24 protein-coding genes are annotated in these 25839 nt (G+C 72.4%); 12 read left to right on the top strand and 12 right to left on the bottom strand.

Features of this window, described 5'->3' with window-relative positions:
* Window positions 1-30: 30 nt before the first annotated feature.
* Both scy and mce read right to left on the bottom strand, forming a co-directional pair.
* Complete coding sequence (gene scy / locus SLAV_RS12655) at window positions 31-4686, bottom strand: polarized growth protein Scy (protein WP_030235852.1); 4656 nt, start codon at window positions 4684-4686, stop codon at window positions 31-33.
* Window positions 4687-4866: 180 nt separating this feature from the next.
* Window positions 4867-5295 carry a methylmalonyl-CoA epimerase gene (mce, locus tag SLAV_RS12650; RefSeq protein ID WP_030235855.1) on the bottom strand — a complete coding sequence of 143 codons (429 nt, stop codon included), beginning with the start codon at window positions 5293-5295 and terminating at the stop codon, window positions 4867-4869.
* 135 nt (window positions 5296-5430) lie between these two features.
* Between mce and SLAV_RS12645 the strand changes: the two genes are divergently transcribed.
* Window positions 5431-6633, top strand: a complete 1203-nt coding sequence (locus SLAV_RS12645) for an acetyl-CoA C-acetyltransferase (protein WP_030235866.1) — start codon at window positions 5431-5433, stop codon at window positions 6631-6633.
* An 8-nt stretch (window positions 6634-6641) separates the two neighbouring features.
* A complete protein-coding gene (gene meaB / locus SLAV_RS12640) occupies window positions 6642-7604 on the top strand; it encodes a methylmalonyl Co-A mutase-associated GTPase MeaB (RefSeq protein WP_030235868.1) in 963 nt (320 codons plus the stop codon).
* A 130-nt stretch (window positions 7605-7734) separates the two neighbouring features.
* On the opposite strand, the gene SLAV_RS12635 is transcribed toward meaB, so the two are convergent.
* The 5 genes from SLAV_RS12635 to SLAV_RS12615 form a co-directional block, all read right to left on the bottom strand.
* Window positions 7735-8319 carry a PepSY domain-containing protein gene (locus tag SLAV_RS12635; protein ID WP_051841246.1) on the bottom strand — a complete coding sequence of 195 codons (585 nt, stop codon included), beginning with the start codon at window positions 8317-8319 and terminating at the stop codon, window positions 7735-7737.
* Window positions 8320-8446: 127 nt separating this feature from the next.
* The gene (locus SLAV_RS12630) at window positions 8447-8923 is read right to left on the bottom strand and encodes a MarR family winged helix-turn-helix transcriptional regulator (protein ID WP_030235875.1); all 477 of its coding nucleotides are present in this window, start codon (window positions 8921-8923) and stop codon (window positions 8447-8449) included.
* Window positions 8924-9004: 81 nt separating this feature from the next.
* Entirely contained in the window at window positions 9005-9808 is an 804-nt protein-coding gene (locus SLAV_RS12625) for an AIM24 family protein (protein WP_030235878.1), read from the bottom strand.
* Between the two features lie 11 nt (window positions 9809-9819).
* A complete protein-coding gene (locus tag SLAV_RS12620) occupies window positions 9820-10470 on the bottom strand; it encodes an AIM24 family protein (RefSeq protein ID WP_030235880.1) in 651 nt (216 codons plus the stop codon).
* Complete coding sequence (locus SLAV_RS12615) at window positions 10470-11108, bottom strand: AIM24 family protein (protein WP_078950516.1); 639 nt, start codon at window positions 11106-11108, stop codon at window positions 10470-10472. Before SLAV_RS12615 ends, SLAV_RS12620 begins: the two co-directional genes overlap by 1 nt.
* 163 nt (window positions 11109-11271) lie before the next feature.
* On the opposite strand from SLAV_RS12615, the gene SLAV_RS12610 reads away from it, so the two are divergent.
* Together SLAV_RS12610 and SLAV_RS12605 are read left to right on the top strand one after the other, a co-directional pair.
* Entirely contained in the window at window positions 11272-11616 is a 345-nt protein-coding gene (locus SLAV_RS12610) for a DUF3817 domain-containing protein (protein ID WP_030235886.1), read from the top strand.
* Window positions 11613-11909 (top strand): MTH1187 family thiamine-binding protein, encoded by a 297-nt coding sequence (locus tag SLAV_RS12605; RefSeq protein WP_030235889.1) that lies wholly within the window; start codon window positions 11613-11615, stop codon window positions 11907-11909. Before SLAV_RS12610 ends, SLAV_RS12605 begins: the two co-directional genes overlap by 4 nt.
* 48 nt (window positions 11910-11957) lie before the next feature.
* Here SLAV_RS12605 and SLAV_RS12600 read toward each other — a convergent pair whose 3' ends face one another.
* Window positions 11958-12956: an ArsR/SmtB family transcription factor gene (locus SLAV_RS12600; RefSeq protein WP_030235891.1), complete on the bottom strand. Its 999-nt coding sequence runs from the start codon at window positions 12954-12956 to the stop codon at window positions 11958-11960.
* Between the two features lie 86 nt (window positions 12957-13042).
* On the opposite strand from SLAV_RS12600, the gene SLAV_RS12595 reads away from it, so the two are divergent.
* The 4 genes from SLAV_RS12595 to icmA all read left to right on the top strand — a co-directional run bounded on the left by SLAV_RS12595 (window position 13043) and on the right by icmA (window position 17211).
* On the top strand, window positions 13043-14485 hold the full coding sequence (locus SLAV_RS12595) for an MFS transporter (RefSeq protein ID WP_078950517.1): 1443 nt from the start codon (window positions 13043-13045) through the stop codon (window positions 14483-14485).
* A 43-nt stretch (window positions 14486-14528) separates the two neighbouring features.
* Window positions 14529-15083 (top strand): MarR family winged helix-turn-helix transcriptional regulator, encoded by a 555-nt coding sequence (locus tag SLAV_RS12590; RefSeq protein ID WP_051841247.1) that lies wholly within the window; start codon window positions 14529-14531, stop codon window positions 15081-15083.
* 10 nt (window positions 15084-15093) lie between these two features.
* Window positions 15094-15423 (top strand): DUF3817 domain-containing protein, encoded by a 330-nt coding sequence (locus tag SLAV_RS12585; RefSeq protein WP_030235898.1) that lies wholly within the window; start codon window positions 15094-15096, stop codon window positions 15421-15423.
* A gap of 87 nt (window positions 15424-15510) precedes the next feature.
* The gene (icmA, locus tag SLAV_RS12580; protein ID WP_030235899.1) at window positions 15511-17211 is read left to right on the top strand and encodes a coenzyme B12-dependent isobutyryl-CoA mutase large subunit; all 1701 of its coding nucleotides are present in this window, start codon (window positions 15511-15513) and stop codon (window positions 17209-17211) included.
* Between the two features lie 90 nt (window positions 17212-17301).
* On the opposite strand, the gene SLAV_RS12575 is transcribed toward icmA, so the two are convergent.
* Window positions 17302-17940 (bottom strand): TetR/AcrR family transcriptional regulator, encoded by a 639-nt coding sequence (locus tag SLAV_RS12575; protein WP_030235902.1) that lies wholly within the window; start codon window positions 17938-17940, stop codon window positions 17302-17304.
* 238 nt (window positions 17941-18178) lie between these two features.
* On the opposite strand from SLAV_RS12575, the gene SLAV_RS12570 reads away from it, so the two are divergent.
* The 4 genes from SLAV_RS12570 (at window position 18179) to SLAV_RS12555 (ending at window position 22372) form a co-directional block, all read left to right on the top strand.
* Window positions 18179-19171, top strand: a complete 993-nt coding sequence (locus tag SLAV_RS12570; RefSeq protein WP_030235905.1) for a tetratricopeptide repeat protein — start codon at window positions 18179-18181, stop codon at window positions 19169-19171.
* A 583-nt stretch (window positions 19172-19754) separates the two neighbouring features.
* Complete coding sequence (locus tag SLAV_RS12565; RefSeq protein ID WP_030235906.1) at window positions 19755-20405, top strand: DUF6230 family protein; 651 nt, start codon at window positions 19755-19757, stop codon at window positions 20403-20405.
* A gap of 103 nt (window positions 20406-20508) precedes the next feature.
* The gene (locus tag SLAV_RS12560) at window positions 20509-21063 is read left to right on the top strand and encodes a DUF6114 domain-containing protein (RefSeq protein ID WP_030235909.1); all 555 of its coding nucleotides are present in this window, start codon (window positions 20509-20511) and stop codon (window positions 21061-21063) included.
* Window positions 21053-22372, top strand: a complete 1320-nt coding sequence (locus SLAV_RS12555; protein ID WP_030235913.1) for a hypothetical protein — start codon at window positions 21053-21055, stop codon at window positions 22370-22372. Before SLAV_RS12560 ends, SLAV_RS12555 begins: the two co-directional genes overlap by 11 nt.
* Window positions 22373-22443: 71 nt before the next feature.
* On the opposite strand, the gene SLAV_RS12550 is transcribed toward SLAV_RS12555, so the two are convergent.
* From SLAV_RS12550 to SLAV_RS12540, 3 genes are all read right to left on the bottom strand, one after another.
* Complete coding sequence (locus SLAV_RS12550; RefSeq protein WP_030235915.1) at window positions 22444-22779, bottom strand: hypothetical protein; 336 nt, start codon at window positions 22777-22779, stop codon at window positions 22444-22446.
* Window positions 22780-23118: 339 nt separating this feature from the next.
* A complete protein-coding gene (pyk, locus tag SLAV_RS12545) occupies window positions 23119-24549 on the bottom strand; it encodes a pyruvate kinase (protein WP_030235917.1) in 1431 nt (476 codons plus the stop codon).
* Window positions 24550-24611: 62 nt separating this feature from the next.
* Complete coding sequence (locus SLAV_RS12540) at window positions 24612-25826, bottom strand: acetate kinase (RefSeq protein ID WP_030235920.1); 1215 nt, start codon at window positions 25824-25826, stop codon at window positions 24612-24614.
* Window positions 25827-25839: the final 13 nt, after the last annotated feature.

Raw genomic sequence — 25839 nt, 5'->3', positions numbered from 1 at the left:
TCCCTCAGAAGCACACATCCCGTCTTCTGACTACCCCTCTGACGCCTTGCCACCCGAACGAGTGGAACCCGCTGTTGCTCCGGCCTTCACGCCCCCCGCGCCCTGGCCACCCAATGCGGGCTTTCCGCCACCCGAAGGTGCCTCGAATGATTCCAACGCCTCAAGAACGTCCTGGACACGGGAGATCTCCGCCTGAATGTCCTCGCGCCTGCGCACCAGGACCTCCAGCTCACGACGGCCCTCGTCGACGAGCCGCTCGGCCTCCGCCTGCGCCTCGGCGAGCGCCTTCTCGGCCTGCCGCGACAGGTCGGCCTTCTTCTGCTCGGCCTCCTTGAGCAGCGCCTCGGCCTTGCGCACGGCCGCGATGCGGACCTTGCTCGCCTCGCTGCTCGCGTCCGACACCAGCTCCTTGGCCTTGGCCTCCGCCTCGACGCTCTGCTCCGTCGCCGCGCGCACCAGCTTGTCCACGCGCTCGCCGGCCGACTTCATCTGCTCCGCCGACTCCCGGCGGGCGCGCTCGTGCAGCTCCTCGACCTCGGACTCCACCCGGCCGCGCAGCTCCTCCGCCCGCTCCCTTATGGCCGCGGCGTCCGTACGCGCCCCGACCAGCAGCTCGTCGGCGTCGGTACGGGCCTTCTCCACCAGGGAGTTGCCCTCGACGGTCGCCTCCGAAGTGATCCGCGCGGCCTCCTTGCGCGCCGCGTCGACCATCGCGTCGGCCTGCTCCTCGGCCGCCGTGGTGGCGGCGAGGGCCTGGCGGCCCGCCTCGGAGGTGAGCTTCTCGGCTTCCGCCGCCGCCTCCGTGATGAGCCGGTCCACCTGCTCCGCGGCCTCGGTGCGGCGCTTGTTGGCCTCCTCGCGCGCCTCGTCCAGCAGCCGCTCCGACTCCTCACGGGTCTCGGTGCGCGTGCGCTCCGCGTCGGTCGCCGCCTCGGCCTTGACCCGCTCCGCCTCGGACCGGGTCCGCGTCGCGTGCTCCTGCGCGGAGGCCAGCGCCTCCGCCGCGTCGGCACGCAGCCGCTCGGCCTCGTTCTGCGCCTCGCCGACCGTCCGCTCGTTGTCCTTGCGGGTCTGCTCGGTGAGCTTCTCCGCCTCGGTGACGGCCTCGGTGATGAGCCGGTCCGCCTGCTCGGCGGCCTCGGTGCGCACCCGGCCCGCCTCGGTGCGGGCCTCGTCGAGCGTCTGCTCGGCCTCCCGCTCCGCGCCCGCCAGGGTCTCGTTCGCCGCGACCGTGACGCGCTCCGCCTCCGCGGTGGCCTCGCCGATGATCCGGCCGCCCTCCGCGCGGGCCTCGTCCAGGGTCTGCGCCGCCTCGGCGCGCAGCGCGTCGGCCGCCTCCTGCGCCTCGCCGACCGTCAGCTCGTTGGCCGCGCGGGTCTCCTCGACCAGCCGGTCGCCCTCGGCACGGGAGTCGACCAGGATCCTCGTGGAATCCCGCTCGGCCGCGGCCAGCGTCTGCGCCGCCTGCGCCGTGAGCTTCTCCGCCTCCGCGGTGGCCTCGGTGATGAGCCGGTCCGCCTGCTCGGCGGCCTCGGTGCGCAGCCGGTTCGCCTCGGCGCGGGCCTCGTCGAGGGTGTCCGCCGCCTCGGCGCGCAGCGCGTCGGCCGCCTCCTGCGCCTCGCCGACCGTCAGCTCGTTGGCCGCACGGGTCTCCTCCGTGAGCCGCTCCGCCTCGGCCGTGGCCTCGGTGATGAGCCGGTCCGCCTGCTCGGCGGCCTCCGTACGGAGCCGGTTGCCCTCGGCTCGGGCCTCGTCCAGGGTGGCCGCGGCCTCGGCGCGGGTGGCCTCGGCCGCCTGCTCCGCCTCCGCGGTCAGCCGCTCGGCCTCCGCCCGTGCCTCGTCGACCGTCAGCGCGTTCGCCGCCAGGGTCTCCTCCGTGAGCCGCTCCGCCTCGGCGGTGGCCTCGGTGACGATCCGGCCGCCCTCGGCGCGCGCGGACTCCAGGGACTCCGCCGCCTCGCCGCGGATCCGGTTCGCGTCCTCGCGGGCGTCCGCCCGGGTCCGCGCCGCGTCGCGCTCGGACGCCGCCAGGGCGTCCGTCGCCTCCGTGCGCACCCGCTGGGCGTACTCCGCCGTATCCGCGCGCAGCTGCTCGGCCTCGGCGATCGCGTCGCCGACCGTGCGCTCCGCCAGGGCCTTCGCCGCGTCCGTCTCGACGCGGGCCTCGCTGCGCAGGCGCGCCGCGTCCTCGGCCGCCCGCTCGCGGTCCGCACGGGCCTCGGCGCGGACCCGGTCCGCCTCCTCCTCGGCCTCCGTACGCGTACGGTCCGCCGCGTGCTCGGCCGCGCTGCGCAGTCCGGCGACCTCCTCCTCGGCCTGCTCGTGCAGGCCGGCCACGGAGTCCCGCACCTGCTGGGCGGTGGCCTCCGCCGCCGCGACCAGCTCCGCGGCGCGGCTCTCCGCCTCCTCGGTCAGCCAGACCGCCTCGGCCTGCGCCTCCTCCGAGCGCTTGCGCGCCTGCGCCAGCAGTTCCTCGCTCTGCTCACGGGCCTGGGCCCGCTCGTTGCCCGCGTCCGTACGGGCCGCCGACAGGGTCTCCTCGGCCTCCCGGCGACGGCGCGCGGCCTCCTCCTGGGCGGCCGCGAGGGCCTCCGCGGCCTCCGCCGCGACCCGCTCGGCGGCCGCCTTGGCCTCGGCGCGCAGCCGGTCCGCGGTCTCCTGCGCCTCGGCGCGCAGCCGCTCCGACTCGGTCTCCGCCTCGGCGCGCAGCCGTACGGACACCTGCTCGGCCTCCGCGCGGACCCGGCCCGCGTCCTGCGCGGCCTCCGTGCGCAGCTGCTCGGCCTCCGCCTCCGACTGTGCCTGGAGGGTACGGATCCGCTCCGCCGCCTCGGCGCGCAGCCGGTCGTTCTCCTCGGTGGTCTCCTTGCGGATGCCCTCCGCCGCGGCGCGTGCGTCGCGCAGCGTCTGCTCCGCCGTGGCCAGCCGTCCCTCGGCGTCCGTGTGCAGGCGCACGAGCTCCTGATCGGCCTCCGCCCGCTTCGCGGCCAGTGCCTGCTCGGTCTCCTCGCGCCGCGCCCGTACGGCCGCGTCCGCCTCGGCGACCAGGGCCTCGGCGTGCTCCTCGGCGTCCGCGCGCAGCCGGTCGGCCTCCGCGCGGGTGCGCTCCAGGGTCTCCTCGGCCTGCCGGCGCAGGGTCGTCGCCCGCTCCACGGCCTCGGCGCGGACCCGCTCGCTCTCGGCGGTCGCACCGCCGCGCAGCTCGTCCGCGTCCGCCTTGGCCTTGCCCAGCAGTTCCTCGGCGGTCCGGGCCGCCTCCTCGATCTGCTGGACCGCCTCGCGGCGGGCCTCCCCGCGGATCCGCTCGCCCTCGGCGACGGCCTCGGCGCGCAGCTGTTCCGCCTCGCCGCGCAGCCGCCGGGCCTCAGCCTGGAGTTCGACGGTACGGGCCCGGTACTCCTCGGTGTCGTCCTTCGCCGCGCCCTTGAGCTCGTCGGCCGTGGCCGCAGCCTGCAGACGCAGCCGCTCGGCCTCGGCCTCCGCCTCGCGGCGGATCCGCTCGGCCTCCTCGGAGGCGGCGCGGGTGGTGGCCCGGGCGTCCTCCGAGGCCTTGTTGAGCACGTCCTCGGCGGTGCGGGCGGCCTTCGCCAGCTGCGCGGCGGTGTCCTCGGCGGCGGCCGTACGGGCCTGCTCGCCCGCTTCGGTGCGCAGCCGCTCGGCCTCCACGCGGGCGTCGGCCAGGGCCTGCTCGGCCTCGGCCTTGAGGGCCTCGGTCTCCTTGGTGGCCTCGCCGACCAGCCGGGCGACCTGCTCCTTCGCGGTGCGGGTGCGCTGCTCGTTGACGGACTCCGCCGAGGCGAGCTGCCGGGCGGCGCTCTCCTTGGCGTCCGCGAGCAGGGTCTCGGCCTCGGCGCGGGCCGTGCGCAGCGCCGCGTCGGCCTCCTGGACCCGGGCCTCGGCCACCCGGCCGAGGTCCAGGGTCTGCTGCCGGGTCTGCTCGGCTTCGGCGGTGGTGCTGCTGCGCAGCCGCTCCGCGTGCTCGGTGGCCTCCTGGGCCTGCGCCGAGGCGGCGGCGAGCAGCCGCTCGGCCTCCTTGCGGGCACGCAGCAGCGTGGATTCGGCCTCGGTACGGGCGGCCTCCGCGTCGGCGGCGAGCCGGCGGCGGGCCTCCTCCACGGTCCGGGCGGCCTCGGCGCGGGCGGCGTTCAGCGCCTGCTCGGCCTCGGCGCGGGACTCGTCCATGAGCCGGCGGGCCTGGGACTCGGTCCGGGCGCGCAGCTGCTCGGCCCAGGCGACGTTCTCGTTGACGTGGGCCTCGACCGTCTGGCGGCGCTCGTTGAGCTCCTGGTCCAGGCGCTGGCGCCGGTTGACGGCCTCGGTGTGCAGCTCGGCCTGGAGGCGCGCCTGGTGCTCGGCGTGCTCCTGGAGGATGCGCTGGGTCTGGGCCCGGGCATCGCGCAGTTCGCGCTCGGCGTCCGAGCGCATCTGGTCGGCCTGCACCTGGGCATTGCGGAGCAGCTGCTCCGCCTGGTACCCCATGTCCGCGCCGTCGTACGCGGGGCGGGACGCGAGATTGCGGCGCACCTCATGGAGCTTGGCGCGCAGCACTTCGACCTGGTATCCCAGGTCTTCTGCGTGCTGGACGGCCTTCCCGCGCTCCTTCTTCAGCCGCTCCATCTCGGCCTCGAAGCGCGAGAGATGGTCGGCCTCGGCCTGATGGCTCTCCTGGCTTTCGTAGCCCCGCACAGCGCGGTCCCATCCGTCCCCTGGTCGCAAGCTCACTCCCAATTGAGCATCGCTCGCCCGCTGAACGACGCCCCCGGGGAATGGTGTCAGATACCGGGGCAGGGGTTCGGGCCCCGACCCCGTCTCCGCACCGAACCCCGGCCGAGCCAGTGCCACTCTACCGGCCGGGGAATGGGGGCATCAGTGATCAGGGTTCGAGGTGACCAGTTCGGTGAGGACTCCGTGGCAGTCCTTGGGGTGGAGGAAGGTGATCCGGGAGCCCATGGAGCCGGTGCGCGGCTCGTCGTAGAGGACCCGTACGCCCTTGCCCCGGATGGCTTCGGAGTCGCCGTCGACATCCGCGGTGCCGAAGGCGATGTGGTGGACGCCCTCGCCGTTCTTGGCCAGCCACTTGCCCACCGCGGAGTCCTCGCGGGTGGGCTCCAGGAGCTGGAGGTAGGAGGCCCCGCCGTCGGAGGTCTCGTTGATCTTGAGCATGGCCTCGCGCACGCCCTGCTCTTCGTTGATCTCGGTGTGGAACACCTCGAAGCCGTACGTGGCACGGTAGAACTCGACGGTCTTGTCGAGGTCGAAGCAGGCGATCCCGATGTGGTCGATTCTTGTCAGCATGGGTCCAGTCCACCGCCGCGGAGGGTGGTTACGCAACGTGCCAGCGATCACACCGACTGCCCGGTGACGGCGCGGGTACTGCTCAGTACATTCAGGTAAACCCTCGTTCACTCCTCATCCAAGGGGCTGTGCCTCATGTCCGGAACGAACAACACCACTTCAGTGATCGTCGCCGGGGCCCGCACGCCCATGGGGCGTCTGCTCGGCTCGCTGAAGTCCTTCTCGGGCGCCGACCTCGGCGGATTCGCCATCAAGTCGGCGCTGGAACGGGCCGGCATCTCCGGCGACCAGGTCCAGTACGTGATCATGGGCCAGGTGCTCCAGGCCGGCGCGGGCCAGATCCCCGCCCGCCAGGCCGCCGTCAAGGCGGGCATCCCGATGAACGTCCCCGCCCTCACCATCAACAAGGTGTGCCTCTCGGGCCTCGACGCCATCGCCCTGGCCGACCAGCTCATCCGCGCCGGTGAGTTCGACATCGTGGTCGCGGGCGGCCAGGAGTCGATGACCAACGCCCCGCACCTGCTGCCGAAGTCCCGCGAGGGCTTCAAGTACGGCGCGATCGAGATGCTCGACGCCATGGCGTACGACGGCCTCACCGACGCCTTCGAGAACATCGCGATGGGCGAGTCCACCGAGAAGCACAACACCCGGCTGGGCATCGAGCGCGCCCCGCAGGACGCGTTCGCGGCCGCCTCCCACCAGCGGGCCGCCGCCGCGCAGAAGAACGGCGTCTTCGAGGCCGAGATCACCCCGGTCGAGATTCCGCAGCGCAAGGGCGACCCGGTGCTGTTCACCGCGGACGAGGGCATCCGCGCGGAGACCACCGTGGAATCGCTCGGCAAGCTGCGTCCCGCCTTCGCCAAGGACGGGACGATCACCGCCGGCACCTCCTCGCAGATCTCCGACGGCGCCGCCGCCGTGGTCGTGATGAGCAAGGCCAAGGCCGAGGAGCTGGGCCTGGAGTGGATCGCCGAGATCGGCGCCCACGGCAACGTGGCCGGTCCGGACAACTCCCTCCAGTCGCAGCCCTCGAACGCGATCCTGCACGCGCTGGAGAAGGAGGGCCTGGAGGTCTCCGACCTGGACCTCATCGAGATCAACGAGGCCTTCGCGGCGGTCGCCGTCCAGTCAATGAAGGACCTCGGCGTGACCCCGGAAAAGGTGAACGTCAACGGTGGCGCCATTGCCCTGGGGCACCCCATCGGCATGTCCGGTGCCCGCGTGGTGCTGCACCTGGCGCTGGAGCTCAAGCGCCGCGGCGGCGGCGTGGGCGCGGCCGCGCTCTGCGGTGGCGGCGGCCAGGGCGACGCCCTCGTGATCCGCGTCCCGAAGGCGTAGGTGCGCGGATGACGACGGTGGACGTCCCCACGCTGGTGGCGCAGGCCCGCGAGGGCCGGCCGCGGGCCGTGGCCCGGCTGATCTCACTGGTCGAGGGGGCGTCCCCGCACCTGCGCGAGGTGATGGCGGCCCTGGCCCCGCTGACCGGCGGCGCGTACGTGGTCGGTCTGACCGGCTCGCCCGGCGTCGGCAAGTCGACCTCGACCTCGGCGCTCGTCACGGCCTACCGCAAGGCCGGCAAGCGGGTCGGCGTGCTCGCCGTGGACCCGTCCTCGCCCTTCTCGGGCGGGGCGCTCCTCGGCGACCGGGTCCGGATGTCGGACCACGCCTCCGACCCGGGGGTCTACATCCGCTCGATGGCGACCCGCGGGCACCTCGGCGGCCTGGCCTGGGCCGCCCCGCAGGCGATCCGGGTGCTGGACGCGGCGGGCTGCGACGTGATCCTGGTCGAGACGGTGGGCGTCGGCCAGTCCGAGGTGGAGATCGCCTCGCAGGCCGACACCTCGGTGGTGCTGCTGGCGCCCGGGATGGGCGACGGGATCCAGGCCGCGAAGGCCGGGATCCTGGAGATCGGCGACGTGTACGTGGTGAACAAGGCGGACCGGGACGGCGCGGACGCGACGGCCCGGGAGCTCAACCACATGCTGGGGCTCGGCGAGTCCCGCGGCCCGGAGGACTGGCGGCCGCCGATCGTCAAGACGGTCGCGGCGCGCGGGCAGGGCATCGACGAACTGGTCGAGGCCCTGGAGAAGCACCGGGCCTGGATGGACGAGCACGGGGTGCTCGACGGGCGCCGCGCGGCGCGGGCGGCCCGCGAGGTGGAGACGATCGCGATCACCACCCTGCGCGGCCGGCTGGCCGACCTGCACGGGGACGCGCGGCTCGACGCGCTGGCCGTACGGGTCGCCGCGGGCGAGCTGGACCCGTACGCGGCGGCGGACGCCCTGCTGGACGGCCTCACGGAGGCCTGAGCGGGGCCTCGGAGGCCTGAGCGGGGCCTCGGGGGGGCCCGAGGGGGAGTGCCGGGGCCCGAGGGGGGAGTGCGGGGTGCCGGGGGCGGCTGCCGGGTGGCGCCGCCCCCGCACCGCTGCCCGGGGCGGGTCAGCCGCTGTCGCTGCCGTCGTCGCCGTTGTCGCCGCCGGAGTCGGCGGGGACCACCTTGCCGGTCGTGGCGTCGATGCCGACGTCCCGGGTGGCGCCGTTCGCGGACTTGATCTGCACCGACCAGTGGTCGGCGACGCCGTTGTCGTTCTCGTCGTCCCAGTCGAGGGACCGGACCTTGCCCGGCTGGGCGGCCAGCGCCGCCTTCATCGCCTTGGCCGCGCCGACCTTGGCCGCGATCAGGGTCTTGTACTCGCCCGCGTCCTGGCCGGTGTCCTGGTTGGCCCGGGTCGCGGCGCCGGAGGAGCTCACGATGACCTCGGAGTTGCTCTTGCCGTTCTTGCCGACCACGTTGACGTGCCAGACGGCGCCGTCCTGGTCGAGGGACTCGACGTAGCCCGGGTACTTCTTGAGGGCCGCCGCGGCGGCCCCCTGCGCGTCGGTGTCGGCGCGGGCGGCCGTGATGGCGGTGACGGCGGTCGCGGTGCGCGCCGTGTGGGCCGACGCCGACGTCGCGGCCGCCACCGGACCCGCGGCCAGCAGGACCACGGACACGGCGGCGCGGACGTACGGGGTGCGCTTCATGGCAGGACCTCCTCGGACCGGCCTGCGCGCTTGTGGTGCCCGGCGGGCGGCGGGCGGCCGGCGGTGAGCGATACCACCGCTCATTCTCCGGCCGCCGCCTCCGTCCGGCGCGGCGGGCGCCCGCCGCTCAGACCTTGCCGCGGTTCTCCCGCAGGTGCTCCGCGACGGGGCGCAGCGATTCGCGCAGGGCCGCCAGGGCCTGCGGCGGCAGCAGGTCGATGAAGTGCTCCCGCACCGATGCCACGTGGTGGGGGGCCACCTTGCGCATGGTGTCCATGCCCTCGTCCGTGAGCACCGCGTACAGGCCGCGGCGGTCGGACTCGCAGTTCACCCGGCGCACCAGGCCCGCCGTCTCCATGCGGGTGATCTGGTGGGACAGCCGGCTCTTGGACTGCAGCGTGGCGGTGGCCAGGTCGCTCATGCGCATCCGGTGGCCGTCCGACTCCGAGAGGTTCACGAGGATCTCGTAGTCGTTGTTGGTGAGCCCGAAGGGCTGGAGATCCTTTTCCAGCTGGTGCATCAGCAGTCTGCTGACGTCCAGGTGGGTGCGCCAGGCGCACTGCTCGGCGTCGGTCAGCCAGCGGGTGGCCGTCTCGGTCTCGATGGTCTCCATGAATGAACTCTACCTAAGAAGTTGAATTACGTACAAAAATGGGAAGGTGTGGGGAGTCTCACAGTCGGAGTCTCACAGTCCGAGTCGCCGCTGGAGGTCACCGAGCTGTCCCGGCATCCGCGGTACGCCCAGCTGGCCCAGCGGACCCTGCCCGGCCCCCGGTACGCCCTGGGCGTGGCCCGTGGCCGCGCCGGCGCCCACCGCGCCCACCGACTGCTCCGCCATCAGCATCTCCGACGACTGGAGCAGTACCGTCCCGGCCCCGACGAACTCGAACTGGTGCTCCTCGCCCGAGGTGCCGCCGAGTCCCGTGAGCGAGCGCAGCCCGCCCATCACGCCCGTCATGTAGCCGTGGTCGTAGTGGTGGCACGGGGACGGGCAGTCCGCCCAGCCCACCAGGGCCTGCGGGTCCACGCGCAGCGGCGGTTCCATGAACACCACCGGTCCGTTGGACGCCGCCACGAACTTCCCGGTTCCGATCAGCGTCAGGAAGCCCGGGACGATGGACTGCTTGAGGGCGAGCGAGGGCTGGTAGGCCAGGAGGTTCCCCGACCGGATCGTCAGGTTGCCCTCGTCCAGATCGTACGAGTTCACGTCGAAGGCGCGGTCGGCCAGCAGCATCTTGCCCGAGCCCTCGGCCACCACCCAGTCGCTCGCGTGCAGCGGCGAGTGGAAGCTGGTGCGCAGCAGCCGGTCGAAGCGGCCGTTGCCGATGCCGTTGAAGTCGATGCGCCCGTAGTAGGCGATCATCTTGCCCTTCTGCAGGAACCACTGGCTCCCCTTGAGCTCCACGCAGAAGGTGTAGGCGTTCACGTTGTCGTCGGAGGGCAGGGAGTGCGGGTCGAAGACCGTCGGGCCGCCCGGTCCGCCGGTCACGGGACCAAAGTTCACAGCTTCTCCTCCGAGGCCTGTACGAAGACGGCGCCCTGGCCGGACAGCTCCAGCTGGAACGCCTCGCCCGAACCGCGGCCGACCATGTCCCGCCAGCCCAGGGCGGCGGAGAGCTTGTTCCTGACGTCCCCGTGGTGGGCCACGTACGCCTGCGGGTCGACGTGGACCGGCCGGTTCGGGGTGATGGGGAGTTCCAGGACTCCGCCGTGGGCCATCACGGCGACCGCGCCGTGGCCCTTGAGGGTGGTGGTGAACAGGCCCTGCCCGGTCACCTGGCCGCGCACCATGCCCATGACACCGCCCTGCGAGCCCATGAACATGGTCCCCTGCTGGAGGGTGCCGTCGAAGGCGAGCAGCCGGTCGGCCTCGACGTAGAGGGTCTCGCCCGAGAGGTTGACGACCTGGACGTGGTGGCCGCCGTGGCCGAACATCACGGTGCCGCTGCCCTCCACGGTCATCAGCGGGGTCTGCTCGTTCGCCACCCGGCGCCCGATCATGCCCATCACGCCTCCCTGGCCACCCGTCATGCTCGGGGTGAAGGAGACGTCGCCGCGGTAGGCCAGCATCGCCCCGCGCTGGCTGTACAGCCGCTGCCCGGGGATGACCTGGGCCTCGATCATCTTCGAGTTGATCTCGCGGAACGGCATCAGACGTCGCCCCCGACGGTGTTGCGCTCGCTGGGCTGCACGTAGACCAGGCCCTCGCCCTCGAAGCGGATCTGGAAGGCCTCTCCGGACCCCTCGCCGATCAGGGTGCGGAAGGTCACGCCGGACTGGAAGGACTGCTGGAGGTTCCCGGTGTGCGCGATGTACGCGCCCGGGTCCACCGACAGCGGGTACTGGCCGCTGACGCGCAGCACCACCGCCGGGCCGTCGGACATGATCGCCGCCTGGCCCGTGCCCTCGACCGTGGTCGTGAACAGGCCGTTGCCCGTGGTCGCGCCGCGTAGGCCGGTGAAGGTGGTGCCGGTGCGCAGGCCGGCGTCGGTGCACAGCAGGTTGCTGGACTCGACGTGCAGCTTCTCACCGCGCAGATTGACCAGATTGATCTCACTCGCCCGGTCCGCGAAGTAGCAGGTGCCGTGTCCCTGCACCTCCATCACGGTCATCTGTTCACCCGTCAGGCGACGGGTCACCATTCCGCGGAGGCCTTCGCCACCGCCGGTCATCTTCTTGAAGGCCATCTGGCCGTCGTACGCGACCATGGCGCCGTTCTTCGCTTTCACGGCGTCACCGGTCAGGTCGACGGCGAGCACCTTGCTGCCTTGGAGTCGGAACTGAGCCACGGGGACGAAGGTATCGGCAGCGGGCGGGCCCGAACAGGGCCTGGTGGCCGATATGCGCCACACTCTCCCGACTCCTGGGGATCCGCGGGGACCCGCCACAAGATCTTCCGTGACGGCTGAGACACTGGGACGGACCCCCGGCCTCCTCCCGCGAAGGTTCCACGTGGACATCAAGACCGCTTCCGCCCTGCACCGGCTGCGCCTCATCTCCGTTCCGGAAGCCCTCTCGTTCCCGGCGCTGCTGATCTTCGGCTCGCTGCTCAGCCGGGTGTCGGACATCGACTACCTGATGATGCCGCTCGGGATCCTGCACGGGATCCTGTTCGTGATCTACGCGGTCTTCCTGCTCGACGTGTGGAACAAGGCGAAGTGGCCGCTCAAGAAGGTGGCCCTGTTCTTCCTGTTCGCGCTGCTGCCCTTCGGCGGCCTGTACGGGGACCGGCTGCTCAAGCGCGACGAGGCCGACAGCGTCATCGCGGCCCGCGCCCGTGAGGCGGCCCAGGCGTGATCGTCGCGTTCTCGGTGACCCCGCTGGGGGTCGGTGAAGAGGTCGGCGAGTACGTCGCCGACGCGGTCCGCGTGGTGCGCGAGTCCGGTCTGCCGAACCGCACCGACGCGATGTTCACCACCGTGGAAGGTCCCTGGGACGAGGTGATGGACGTGGTCCGGCGCGCGGTCGCCGCCGTCGAGGCGAAGGCTCCGCGGGTGTCCTTCATCCTCAAGGCCGACATCCGGCCCGGCGTCACCGACGGCATGACCTCGAAGGTCGAGACGGTCGAACGCCACCTCGCCGAGGGCTGACGGACCGCCGCGCCGCACCGGCCGCCGGCTCCGCACCGGCGGCCGCGCCTACGGGGCGCAGCCGGTCGCCAGCGCGATGGCCAGGGGCGTGCGCTCGTAGAGCACCTGGTGGCCGTGGCGCGACGGGATCAGCAGTCCCGCCGCGCGCAGCGCCTTCAGGTGGGCCGAGACCGTCGAGGGCGCCAGGCCCAGACGGTGCGCGAGGGCCGTCGTGGAGGCGGGCTCGTGCAGCGCGCACAGCACCTCGGCGCGGGCCCGCCCCAGCAGCCCGGCCAGCGCGCTCGGCGCCGGCCCGTCCGAGGCCGCCCACAGGGCGCCGATGCCCCGGGCCGGATACACCAGCGTGGGCTGCCACGGCGGGTCGTAGCCACCGACCACCTCCGGCCAGACGAAGGCGCTCGGCATCAGGAGCAGCCCCTGGCCGCCGAGTTCGCGGTCGTGGTGGGCGGGGCGCTCGACGGTCAGGGTGTTCGTCCCGCCGTCCCACCGCAGATCGGGGTGGAGGCCGTCGAACAGCGCCTCCAGCCCGCCCGCCGCCAGCCGCCGGGAGTGGAACAGGACGTCCGCCTCCAGCAGGGCCCGCAGCCTGGGCCAGTGCGGGGCGACCAGGGCCCGCCAGGCGGCCTCGGTCAGATCGGCCAGCTCCGCCACCGCCCGGCCCGGATCCGCCAGCATCCGGCGCCCGGCGGCGCTCTCCAGGGCGCCCGGGGTGCAGGCCAGGGAGCGGCGCAGGTCCTCGCGGGCCTCCTCCGGGTCCCCGGCCGCCGCGCGCACCCGCGCCATCTCCTCCTCGAAGGACGGGGACGGGCCCGTCGGGGGCGGGCTCAGCAGGTCGGGGTGGTGCCCCCGGCGCGGCATCAGCAGCCACAGCGGACGCAGGTCCAGGCCGGCCGCCGCGGCGCGGATCCGGCTCAGCCAGGGCAGGTGGTACGCCTGCCGGTCCGGGCGCATCAGGACCCGTACCGCCTCCTGCGTCTCCCAGCGCGGGGAGATCCCGAAGCGGCAGCGCAGCAGATCGGCCGGGCCGAAGCGGAAGTGGTTCCCCATGGCGGCCCCTTCGATACGGCGGCCCCTTCGATTCGGCCGCTGCCGAATGTCTACCGCCCCACCCCAGGCGGCCCGAGGCTGACCCCATGCCCACACCCACCGACCCCGCCCGGGCCGGAGCGCCGCCCCACGGGCCCGTCCGGCCGGCCGCGCCACCGGGCCCCGCGACCGCCCCGGGCCCGGCGCCCGATTCCGTTCCGGCCCCCGCGACCGCCTCGGCCCGCGTACCCGTGCCCGCACCCGACTCCGCTCCGGCCCCCGGCGGCGGGTCCGTGCGGCAGCGTCAGGGGGAGGGGTACCGGTCGGCGTTCCGGGTCCGCGAGTTCCGGGTCGTGTTCCTCGCGCACCTGCTGTCGCTGCTCGGGGTCGTCGTCGCCGAGATCTCCCTCACCGTCCTCGTCTACCGCGCCACCGGCTCCGCCCTGATGAGCGCCCTCACCTTCGCCCTCGGGTTCCTGCCCCACGCCCTCGGCGGCACCCTCCTCGCCCCGCTCGCCGACCGCCACCCCGCCCGCAGGGTCCTCGTCGCCTGCGACCTGCTCTGCGCCGCCTGCGCGGCGGCCATGGTCTGGCCGGGGACCCCGGTCGCCGCGATCCTGGTCCTGCGCTGCGCCATGGCCTTCGTCGCCCCGCTGTTCCAGGGCGTCCGCAGCGCCTCCCTCGCCGACATCCTCGGCACCGGCGAGACCTTCGTCCTCGGCCGCTCGCTGCTGCGCATGGTCTCCCAGGGCGCCCAGCTCACCGGCTTCGGCCTCGGCGGGCTCCTGCTCACCGTCCTCGCCCCGCGCGGGGCGATCGCCCTCACCGCGGCGGGGTTCCTCGCCTCCGCGCTGCTGCTGCGCCTCGGCACCCGTGACCGGCCCGCCCGGGCCGGCGCCGGGGCCGGGGCCGGGTCCCCGCTCGACGGGATCCGTGCCGTGTTCGGGGACCGGCGGCTGCGCGTCCTGACGCTGCTGTGCTGGCTGCCGCCCGCCTTCGCCGTCGTGCCCGAGGCTCTCCTGACGCCCTACGCGGACGGCATCGGGGCCGGCACCGCCACCCTCGGGGTGCTCATGTGCGCGCTGCCCGTCGGCTCCGTCGCCGGTGAACTCTGGGCCGGCTCGGCCCTCACCGCCCGGACGCGCTCGCGGATCACCGCCCCGCTGGCAGCCGTCGCGTTCCTCCCGCTCCTCGTCTACGCCGTCCGGCCCGGCGCCCCCGTCCTCCTCGGGGCGCTCCTGCTGGCCGGGCTCACCCACGCCTACACCATCGGCCTCGACCGGATGTACGTGGACGCCGTTCCCGACGCGCTGCGCGGCCGGGCGATGACCCTGCTCGGCACCGGCCTGATGACCCTCCAGGGCGTCGGCATGGCGCTCGCCGGGGCCGCCGCCGAGTTCCTCCCGGCGCACGTGGTGGTCACCGGCGCCGCCGTCCTCGGCACGGCCGTCGTCCTGCTCCTCCTCTCCCGGCTGCGCGCCACCGCACCCGCCGCGCCCGCCGCACCCAGTGCGCCCCGGGCGCTCCCGGTGCGCCGGGCCGAGGGGTGAGACGGGGCTGACCGCCAAATGGCCGCCCGGTAGGGTCTGGTGGATGCCCAAGCCGCTCAGCCTCCCCTTCGACCCCATCGCCCGCGCCGACGAACTCTGGCGTCAGCGCTGGGGTCCCGTGCCCTCCATGGCCGCGATCACCTCGATCATGCGCGCCCACCAGATCCTGCTGGCCGAGGTCGACGCGGTGGTGAAGCCGTACGGGCTGACCTTCGCCCGCTACGAGGCGCTGGTGCTGCTGACCTTCTCCCAGGCGGGGGAGCTCCCGATGTCGAAGATCGGGGAGCGCCTGATGGTCCACCCGACCTCGGTGACGAACACCGTCGACCGGCTGATGCGGTCCGGCCTGGTGGCCAAGCGCCCCAACCCGCACGACGGCCGCGGCACGCTCGCGTCGATCACGGAGAAGGGCCGGGAGGTGGTCGAGGCGGCGACGAAGGACCTGATGGGCATCGACTTCGGCCTGGGCGCGTACGACGCCGAGGAGTGCGCGGAGATCTTCGCGCTGCTGCGCCCGCTGCGGGTGGCGGCCGCGGACTTCGAGGAGAACCAGCCCCGGGCCGGGGCCGCGTCAAGATCGCGCAAAACGGACGGTTAGGCTCGTGGCCATGAAACGAAGCGTGCTGACCCGCTACCGCGTCATGGCCTACGTGACCGCGGTCATGCTCCTGATCCTCTGCGCCTGCATGGTGGCCAAGTACGGCTTCGACACCGGCGCCGACCTGACCCTGGCGGTCTCGCAGGTCCACGGTGTGCTCTTCATGATCTACCTGGTCTTCGCCTTCGACCTGGGCTCCAAGGCGAAGTGGCCCTTCGGCAAGCTGCTGTGGGTGCTGGCGTCGGGGACCATCCCGCTGGCCGCCTTCTTCGTCGAGCGCACCGTGCGCGCCGACGTCGAGCCGCTGGTCGAGGACGCCCTCGCGCCCGCGAAGGCCTAGAGCTTCACTCGGCCGGACGACCCCGGGGAAGGACTCCCCGGGGTTTCCCATCGACATTTACTAGGACGTCCTAGTAAATTCGTGGGTATGGACGCTGACGCCATCGAGGAGGGCCGCCGACGCTGGCAGGCCCGGTACGACAAGGCCCGCAAGCGCGAGGCCGATTTCACGACGCTCTCCGGAGATGACGTCGACCCCGTCTACGGGCCCCGGCCCGGTGACTCGTACGAGGGGTTCGAGCGCATCGGCTGGCCCGGGGAGTACCCCTACACCCGCGGTCTGCACGCCACCGGCTACCGCGGCCGGACCTGGACCATCCGGCAGTTCGCCGGGTTCGGCAACGCCGAGCAGACCAACGAGCGCTACAAGATGATCCTGGCCGCCGGCGGCGGCGGCCTCTCCGTCGCCTTCGACATGCCCACCCTCATGGGCCGCGACTCCGACGACCCCCGCTCCCTGGGCGAGGTCGGCCACTGCGGCGTGGCCATCGACTCCGCCGCCGACATGGAGGTCCTCTTCAAGGACATCCCGCTCGGCGACGTCACCACCTCGATGACCATCTCCGGGCCCGCCGTGCCCGCCTTCTGCATGTACCTGGTCGCCGCCGAGCGCCAGGGCGTCGACCCGGCCGTGCTCAACGGCACGCTCCAGACCGACATCTTCAAGGAGTACATCGCCCAGAAGGAGTGGCTCTTCGAACCCGAGCCGCACCTGCGCCTCATCGGCGACCTCATGGAGTACTGCGCGAACGGCATCCCGGCCTACAAGCCGCTGTCCGTCTCCGGCTACCACATCCGCGAGGCCGGGGCCACGGCGGCGCAGGAGCTCGCCTACACCCTCGCCGACGGCTTCGGCTACGTGGAACTCGGCCTCTCCCGCGGCCTGGACGTCGACCACTTCGCCTCCGGCCTCTCCTTCTTCTTCGACGCGCACCTCGACTTCTTCGAGGAGATCGCCAAGTTCCGCGCCGCCCGCCGCATCTGGGCCCGCTGGATGAAGGAGGTCTACGGGGCGAAGTCCGACAAGGCCATGTGGCTGCGCTTCCACACCCAGACGGCCGGTGTCTCCCTCACCGCCCAGCAGCCGTACAACAACGTCGTGCGCACCGCCGTCGAAGCCCTCGCGGCCGTCCTCGGCGGCACCAACTCCCTGCACACCAACGCCCTCGACGAGACCCTCGCCCTCCCCAGCGAGCAGGCCGCCGAGATCGCGCTGCGCACGCAGCAGGTGCTGATGGAGGAGACCGGCGTCGCCAACGTGGCCGACCCGCTGGGCGGCTCCTGGTACGTCGAGCAGCTCACCGACCGCATCGAGGCCGACGCCGAGAAGATCTTCGAGCAGATCAAGGAGCGCGGCCTGCGCGCCCACCCGGACGGGCAGCACCCGATCGGGCCGATCACCTCGGGCATCCTGCGCGGCATCGAGGACGGCTGGTTCACCGGGGAGATCGCCGAGTCGGCCTTCCAGTACCAGCGCGCCCTGGAGAAGGGCGACAAGCGGGTCGTCGGCGTCAACGTCCACCACGGCTCGGTCACCGGCGACCTGGAGATCCTCCGCGTCAGCCACGAGGTGGAGCGGGTCCAGGTCCAGGAACTGGCCGCGCGCAAGGGCCGTCGCGACGACGTCAAGGTGAGCGCCGCGCTCGACGAGATGCTGGCCGCCGCCCGCGACGGTTCCAACATGATCCCGGCCATGCTGGACGCCGTGCGGGCCGAGGCCACGCTCGGCGAGATCTGCAACGTCCTGCGCGACGAGTGGGGCACCTACACCGAGCCGCCCGGCTTCTGACGGACGGCCCGCGAGGCCGGTCACGCCCCCGCCGCACGGCGGGGGAGGTGGCCGGCCTCCGCGTTTCCCTGGCTGGTCCGGGCGGGGGCCTCAGGCGGAGGCGGCGCCCCGCAGGCCGTGCATCAGCAGCGAGGTGAAGGCGGACACCCACAGCTCGTCCACCGGCTCGCAGCTGACCAGGGCGCGGTGCACCACCGTGCCCGCGATCACGTCGAAGATCAGGTCCGTGGCAAGGCCGGCGAGGGCCTCGTCCTCCTCGTACGGAAGTTCCCCGCGCGCCTGGGCCCGTTCGCGACCCAGTACGACGAGACGTTTCTGCCGGTCCACGATCGCCGACCGGATCCGCCCGCGCAGGGCCTCGTCCCGGGTGGACTCGGCGACCACCGCCATCAGGGCGGTACGCGCCTCGGGGCGCCGCAGCAGCTGCGCGAACTGCAGGACCACGTACTCGATGTCCGCTTCGAGCGAGCCCCGGTCGGGAAGTTCCAGCGCGTCGAACAGCTCCGCGACCGCGTCCACGACCAGCTCGCTCTTGCCCGCCCAGCGCCGGTAGAGGGTGGTCTTCGCGACGCCCGCGCGGGCCGAGACGTCCCCCATCGTCAGCTTCGACCAGCCCAGCTCCACCAGCGCGTCCCGGGTCGCCGCGAGGATCGCGGCGTCCGCCGCCGCGCTGCGGGGACGGCCGGTGCGGCCGGGCGGGGGGCTCGTACAAGGGCTGGGGTTGCGCATGGCCGAGACCATACCCGTCAGTAGCGGAACCGGCGGGGGGTCGTTCGCTGTGGTTCAGATCACGGGGCGCCCGGGGCGCGGGGGAGTTACGCTACGGCTCGTAGCGAAAGAGCGACAACCACGCGAAGGCTACTGGCGCCAGGTGGGGACCCGGCGCCGCACAACGGTTCGACCGATCAGCGGGACGATCTTTCGGGATCCTTTTCGTCGGCGCGCGCACACGGGGGAGGATGTACGCATGCAGCCCAGAAACATGTCCATGAGCGGCGTCGTCGACCTCGCCGCGGTGAAGGCGGCCGGCGAAGCCAAGGCCAAGGCCGAGCAGGCGCGCGCCGAGGCGGCCCGGCAGGGTGGCGCCGGAGCGGGCGCCGCGCCCGGTGGCGCCGTACCGCCGTCCGCGCTCGTGATCGACGTCGACGAGGCCGGCTTCGAAAGCGATGTCCTCCAGCTCTCCAACGAGGTCCCGGTCGTCCTCGACTTCTGGGCCGAGTGGTGCGAGCCGTGCAAGCAGCTCAGCCCGCTCCTGGAGCGGCTGACCGCCGAGGCGAACGGCCGCTTCGTCCTGGCGAAGATCGACGTCGACGCCAACCAGATGCTGATGCAGCAGTTCGGCATCCAGGGCATCCCGGCCGTGTTCGCCGTCGTGGCCGGCCAGGTGTTGCCGCTGTTCCAGGGCGTGGCCCCGGAGCAGCAGATCCGCGAGACCCTCGCTCAGCTGGTCCAGGTCGCCGAGGAGCGCTTCGGCCTCGTCGGCCTCCAGGTGGACCCGGGCGCGGAGGGCGTCGCGGCCGAGCGGGCCCCCGAGCCGGCCGGTCCGTACGACGCCCTGCTGGAGGCGGCCGTCGTCGCGCTGGACGCGGGCGACCTGGGCGGGGCCGTGCAGGCGTACAAGAACGTGCTCGCCGACGACCCGGCCAACACCGAGGCGAAGTTGGGCCTGGCCCAGGCCGAGCTGCTGTCCCGGGTGCAGCACCTGAACCCGCAGACCGTGCGCGCCGAGGCGGCCGAGCGTCCGAAGGACCCGGCCGCGCAGATGGCGGCGGCCGACCTGGACCTGGCCGGCGGCCACGTCGCCGACGCCTTCGCGCGTCTGGTGGACACGGTCCGCGTCACCTTCGGTGACGATCGGGACTCCGTGCGGGTCCGGCTCCTGGAGCTCTTCGAGGTCATCGGCGCGGACGACCCCCGGGTCACCGCGGCCCGCACCGCGCTGGCGCGCGTGCTGTTCTAGGCGGTGCCGGGCGCCCCTCCGGGCGCCGGCGATTTGTTGACACGTAGATAAACAGCGGCCGCGCTTTACCAAAACTTGGTAATCGCGGCCGCTGTTACTCGCAGTAAAGCGAACCCCGTGAACTGTCCGGTTGGTTCGGTCTCCTCCCCTTCTGTCGTGGCCCTGGGTGACACCCTGTGTGGCCACTCGACGGCGCCGGGTCGCACCCCGGTTATCCAGCCGTTACCCGCCAGTAACGAACCCCCTTGTGCCCCGGCCGCGAATGGACCACGATCGGCGACGCTCGGTCCTTCCCGCAGAGCCGCTCATCCGGAGCCGCGGTGGAGGGTCCCCACCGGGCCGGCCGGTGGCAGTGGCACCGGCCGTGGGACAGGGGGGTCTCCACCACACCCGGCGGAGCCTGTCCTCCAGGTTGCGCGAACGCGTGGCCCAGTGGTTGTCGCTCGGGGGTGATCGCCGGTGTACGGGACGTGGCCCAGCCACACCCGGCCTCCTGCGCTCCTTCCCGAGGACGTAGCACTTCTCCCATCCCAGGACGGGCACGGCCCGGACCGGAGATGTACGTCCGAGAAGGAGGAACGATATGAGTTCTCAGGTTCGTGGCGGGACCAGATGGAAGCGCTTCGCGCTCGTCATGGTGCCGAGCATCGCGGCCACGGCCGCGGTCGGTGTGGGTCTGGCGCAGGGTGCCCTCGCGGCGTCCTTCAGCGTCTCGGGCCAGGACTTCAAGGTTTCGGCCGACAAGCTCGACGGTGACGACCTGCTGCAGTACGGCAGCGTCGCCAAGGGCAAGGGCCTGGACGGCAAGGAAGCGGCGCACCCGGTCACCATCTCCGGGTTCCGCCGCGCCGAGATCACCAACATGTGCCAGTCGCTGGTCACCCCGATCCCGGGCCTCGGCGCGATCACGATGAAGCTCCAGACCGGCAACAAGGGCACGCCGGCGGTGGCGTCGAACATCTACCTGGACGTCGCCGAGCTCGACACCGACGCCGAGTTCAAGGACCTGGACATCGGTGTCGCGGTCGCGGATGCGGCCGACAAGGACCACCCGACGGCCCCGCAGGCCAACACGGTGGCCAACGGTGCCCTGTTCTCGCAGCGCGCCAAGAAGGCCGTGCTGACGAACGTGCGCCAGAAGGCGTGGGCGACGACGGCGGGCACCTTCACGCTGCCCAACCTCAAGCTCCGTCTGCTCAGCGGCGACCAGCCGTGCTACCAGGACGAGAAGTAGTCGATCCCGGTCGAGCGACCGCGGGGGCGGGGGCGGACACCGCCGCCCGCCCCCGCGGGCTCCACAGAGTTTCCGTACCACCGTTTCCAGGGAGCTGTTGTCCATGAACCCCCAGGCCCCGGTTCGCGCCGCAGACGACGCTTGGTTCACCGTGGTGTACTACCGCTTCCGTGCCTGGAGGGGGGAACGGCCCTTCTGGGCGGGTCTCTTCACCGCCGTGGGCGGCGTTCCGATCGCCTACTTCCCCTACGCGGACCTCCGGCTGGGCAACATCACCATCGCCATGGCGACCACCGCCGGCGCGGGCTCGCTGATCATCGGCCTCCTGCTGATCACCCTCGGCATCGCCCTCTGGTTCCAGCAGGGCATCCGGGTGTTCGCCGGTGTCGCCGCGATCCTCCTCGCGCTGGTTTCCCTGCCGGTGTCGAACCTGGGCGGCTTCTTCCTCGGATTCCTGTTCTCCCTGCTCGGCGGAGCGCTCGCGCTGTCCTGGGCCCCGGGGAAGCCGGTCGAGGAGGAGCCCGAGGACGCGGCGGAGGCCAAGGCGCAGGACCCGGCGCACGGCCTCCTGGGCGTCCCCGGTCCCCGCGACGTGGAAACGGCTTACGCGACCGAGACGAATGCCCACGCCGATGGCGGGAGGAACAGTGCGGGGTGACGAGACGCAGCGGGGCGTGGCCCCAGGCGCAGAGTCGCGCGACAGGAAGGGCCCGCGCCACGCGGCGCCCAGGAAGTCGCTGCTGAACAAGCTCCAGATACCCGTCGGCAAGACGATGGCGCTGGCGGCGATGCCGACGGCCGTGTTCGTCGGGATGGGCATGGCCCCGAAGATGGCCCTGGCCGACGACAAGGACATCCCCTTCGCGCCCGGCCCGTGTGTGACCCGGTCGGACGAGCCGTCCGAATCGGCCTCGCCGTCGCCCTCCAAGACGGCCTCGCCGAGCACGTCGCCCACCACGACGCCCTCGCCTGGCGCGAGCGGGAGCCCGAAGCCGGTCACCACCCCCGCGCCCTCCGCGTCCGGCTCCCCCAAGAAGGAAGCGGACAAGCAGGCGCCGCCGGCGCCCAAGCCGTCCGCGAGTGCGAGCACCTCGCCCTCCCCCTCGGCTCCGGCGGCCAAGCCCACGAACCCGCTCGACCCGCTGGGAGTGGGCGACGCCCTCAAGGGCCTCGTCGACGCGCTCGGCAGGCCGCTCAAGGACGCGCAGAAGCCGGCCACCCCGACGCCCGCGCCCACCCCGAGCGGCGCGGCGAAGACCACGGACCCGGCCGCGGACGCGATCCGCGAGGCGGCGAAGAAGGCCGGCGTCGAGGTCAAGGAACTGCCCCAGGACGTCAAGGACACCGTCAAGACCCCGAAGGACGAGACGGGCAAGGCCGCCGACCCGAAGAAGACCGCCGACGAGACCGACCCCGAGGCCTCGCCGTCGCCCTCTCCCTCGGCCTCGGCGTCCACGGACCCGGACGGCAAGCAGCCCTTCCCGTGCCCGACCTACGACGCCAAGGCCCTGGCCGACGCGAAGCTGGAGCCGGGCATCCCGCTCCTGCCGGACGAGCCCTGGTACCTCGACAGCTCGCTGCTGACCCTCTACGGCCTGGACTACGCGGGCATCGTCGAGGTGAAGACGGCGGGCGGCAAGGTAAAGAAGGTCCTGAAGTTCACCGCGGACTCCCTGGACATCAAGGACCTGTACCAAACGGTCGGAACGGGCGACAACGTCGCCCACCTGAAGTCCCGCCCGGGCTCCACGTCCAAGATCCGGGGCGCCAAGGTGACGATGTACACCGAAAGCCTCAAGGGGAACCTCTTCGGCCTGATCCCGATCGAGTTCACCCCGAACAGCCCGCCGCCCCTGAACGTCCCCTTCGCGTTCTTCACGAACGTCAAGGTCGTCCAGGCCGGCCAGTTCGGCGGCGACCTCACCGTCCCGGGCCTCAAGAACTACGTCGGCCCGGCGGAGAAGTAGTCCCGCACAAGCCCGCATACAACCGAGGCCCGCTTCCGAAGGGGAGCGGGCCTCGGTCGTGCGTGTGGTGCTCAGACGTCGAACCGGGGCAAGACCTCGGTGTTCATGCCGTACTCGTCGAAGATGTCCACCAGCGCCCGGGTCATGGAGTCCACTCCGGGCTCACGGACGATCACCAGATCCTTGACCTGGAAGTAGGATCCGTCGGCGCATTCGCCGGTGGTCGACCACACGTCCATGACGCGGGCGACCTCGTCGAGGGTCAGGAGCGTGGCACTCCAGCGCGTTCCGCCGGGTGCCGTGACGATCGCGTCGGTGTTCTTCACGGTCCGAGGATCATCCTCGGCGCCGAGGATGTACGTGATGGAGAACCGGTCCGTCTCCACGGTGTGGAGGGGCTCAGCCATACAGCTTCTTCAGTTCCTTGATCACGCTCGGCTCGTGCTTCTTGTCGGTCATCGCGACGACACCGTAAGTGTCCTCGATCCTGCGGGGGGGGGGGGGGGATCGAGGTGACCGGCCCCTGGGGCGGATTGTCCCTGAGCTTGGCCGCAAGCGAGTCGAAGTCCCGCGCCACGTCCTGGTTCTTCGGCGGCCCGAGCGGCGTCGGCCGCCGAGGTGCGCGCGGCTGCCATGGACTTCAGCGCGGCGGTCGTGTCAACGCACCGAGGGCGGCGCTCCCGGTCCCGGTGGGGGAGTCGGGGGCGCCGCCCTCGGTCTCTGTGCGGCAGAGTCGGGCCGGTGGGTCAGGCCTGGGTGGGGTTGCCCAGGTGGTGGACGCGGACCATGTTGGTCGTGCCCGGGACGCCGGGGGGCGAGCCGGCCGTGATGATCATGGTGTCGCCGGCGGCGTAGCGGCCCAGCTTGAGCAGCTCGCCGTCCACCAGGTCGACCATCGCGTCGGTGTTGTCCACGTGCGGGACGACGTAGGAGTCGACGCCCCAGCTCAGGGTGAGCTGGTTGCGGGTGTTCACGTCGGTGGTGAAGGCCAGGATCGGCTGCGTGGCGCGGTAGCGCGACAGGCGGCGGGCCGTGTCGCCGGACTGGGTGAAGGCGATGAGCGCCTTGCCGTCGAGGAAGTCCGCGATCTCGCAGGCCGCGCGGGCGACGGAGCCGCCCTGGGTGCGCGGCTTCTTGCCCTGGACCAGCGGCTGGAGGCCCTTGGCGAGGAGCTCTTCCTCGGCCGCCGCGACGATCTTCGACATCGTCTTGACGGTCTCGATCGGGTAGGCGCCGACCGAGGACTCGGCCGACAGCATGACCGCGTCGGCGCCGTCGAGGATGGCGTTCGCGACGTCGGAGGCCTCGGCGCGGGTCGGGCGGGAGTTGGTGATCATCGACTCCATCATCTGGGTCGCGACGATCACCGGCTTGGCGTTGCGGCGGCACATCTCGATGAGCCGCTTCTGGACCATCGGGACCTTTTCGAGCGGGTACTCGACGGCGAGGTCGCCGCGGGCCACCATGACCGCGTCGAAGGCGTCGACGACCGCCGCCATGTTCTCGACGGCCTGGGGCTTCTCGACCTTGGCGATGACGGGGACGCGGCGGCCCTCCTCGTCCATCACCTTGTGGACGTCCTTGACGTCGTTGGCGTCGCGGACGAAGGAGAGGGCGACCATGTCGCAGCCCATCCGCAGGGCGAAGCGCAGGTCGTCGACGTCCTTCTCCGACAGGGCGGGGACGTTCACGGCGGCACCCGGCAGGTTGATGCCCTTGTGGTCCGAGATGACACCGCCCTCGATGACGATGGTCCGCACCCGCGGGCCGTCGACCTCCGTCACCCGCAGTTCGACGTTGCCGTCGTTGATCAGGATCTGGTCACCCTTGGCGACGTCGCCCGGGAGCCCCTTGTAGGTGGTGCCGCAGATGGACTTGTCGCCCGGGACGTCCTCGGTGGTGATGGTGAACTCGTCACCGCGCACCAGCTCGACGGGACCCTCGGCGAAGGTCTCCAGGCGGATCTTCGGACCCTGGAGGTCGGCCAGGACGCCGACGGCGCGCCCGGTGTCCTCGGAGACCTTCCGGACGCGGTCGTACCGCTCCTGGTGTTCTGCCTGGGATCCGTGGCTGAAGTTGAATCGGGCCACGTTCATACCTGCCTCGATGAGCGCTTTCAGCTGCTCATACGAGTCGACGGCGGGGCCCAGCGTGCAGACGATTTTGGAACGGCGCATGAAGCGGATCCTATCCGTTTGTTTCGTAGCGGAATATTCCGTCTGGTGGAAAGTCCAAGTGACTACTGGGTAACCAGCGCGTACGCCTGGGTCGCGATCTCCAGTTCCTCATCGGTCGGGACCACGGCCACGGCCACCCGGGCGTACTCCGGCGACACCAGCCGGGGCTCGCCGGAGCGGACCGCGTTGGCTTCGAGGTCCAGCGCGAGACCCAGCTCCTCCAGGCCGGCCACCGCAGCCTCCCGGACGGCGGCCGCGTTCTCCCCGACGCCCGCCGTGAACACCACCGCGTCCACCCGGCCGAGTACGGCCGTATAGGCGCCGATGTACTTCTTCAGACGGTGGACGTACGCCGCCAGCGCGAGCCGGGCCGCCGGGTCGCCCCCGTCCGCCCTCCGCTGCACCTCGCGCATGTCGTTGTCGCCGCACAGACCCAGCAGACCGCTCTTCTTGTTCAGCAGCGAGTCGATCTCGTCGACGGACAGGCCGCCGACCCGGGCCAGGTGGAAGACGACCGCGGGGTCCAGATCGCCCGACCGGGTGCCCATGACCAGGCCCTCCAGCGGGGTCAGGCCCATCGAGGTCTCCACGCACACCCCGCCGCGGACGGCCGAGGCCGAAGCCCCGTTGCCCAGGTGGAGCACGATCACGTTGACGTCCTCGACGGGCTTGCCCAGCAGCGCCGCCGTCGCCCGGGAGACGTAGGCGTGCGAGGTGCCGTGGAAGCCGTAGCGCCGGATGGCGTACTTGTCGGCCGTCGCCGCGTCGATCGCGTACCGGGCCACGTGCTCCGGCATCGTCGAGTGGAAGGCCGTGTCGAAGACGGCGACCTGGGGGAGGTCCGCGCGCAGCGAGCGGGCCACCTCGATGCCGGTCACGTTCGCCGGGTTGTGCAGCGGAGCCAGCGGGATCAGGCTGCGGATCTCGGCGAGCACCTCGTCGTCGATCACCGTCGGCTGCGTGAACCGGGTCCCGCCGTGCACCACCCGGTGCCCGACCGCGGCCAGCTCCGGGGAGTCCAGGCCCGTGCCGTCGGCGGCCAGCTCCGCGGCGACCGCCTTCAGCGCGGCCTCGTGGTCGGCGATCGGGCCGAGCCGCTCGCGCCTGCCCGCCTCCGCGCCGGGGCCGGCGAGCGGTTCGTGCACGAGCCGGGAGGTCTCCTCGCCGATCCGCTCCACCAGGCCCATCGCGAGGCGGGACCGGTCCGCCATGTCGAGGAGCTGGTACTTGACCGACGAGGAGCCGGAGTTGAGGACGAGTACGCGCGATGCGGTCACGGTGGCGGTCTTT

Source organism: Streptomyces lavendulae subsp. lavendulae, assembly GCF_002803845.1.
GTDB classification, from domain to species: domain Bacteria; phylum Actinomycetota; class Actinomycetes; order Streptomycetales; family Streptomycetaceae; genus Streptomyces; species Streptomyces lavendulae.
Note: the sequence above shows the minus strand (reverse complement) of the source record. Positions and strands in the feature narration are given on the sequence as shown.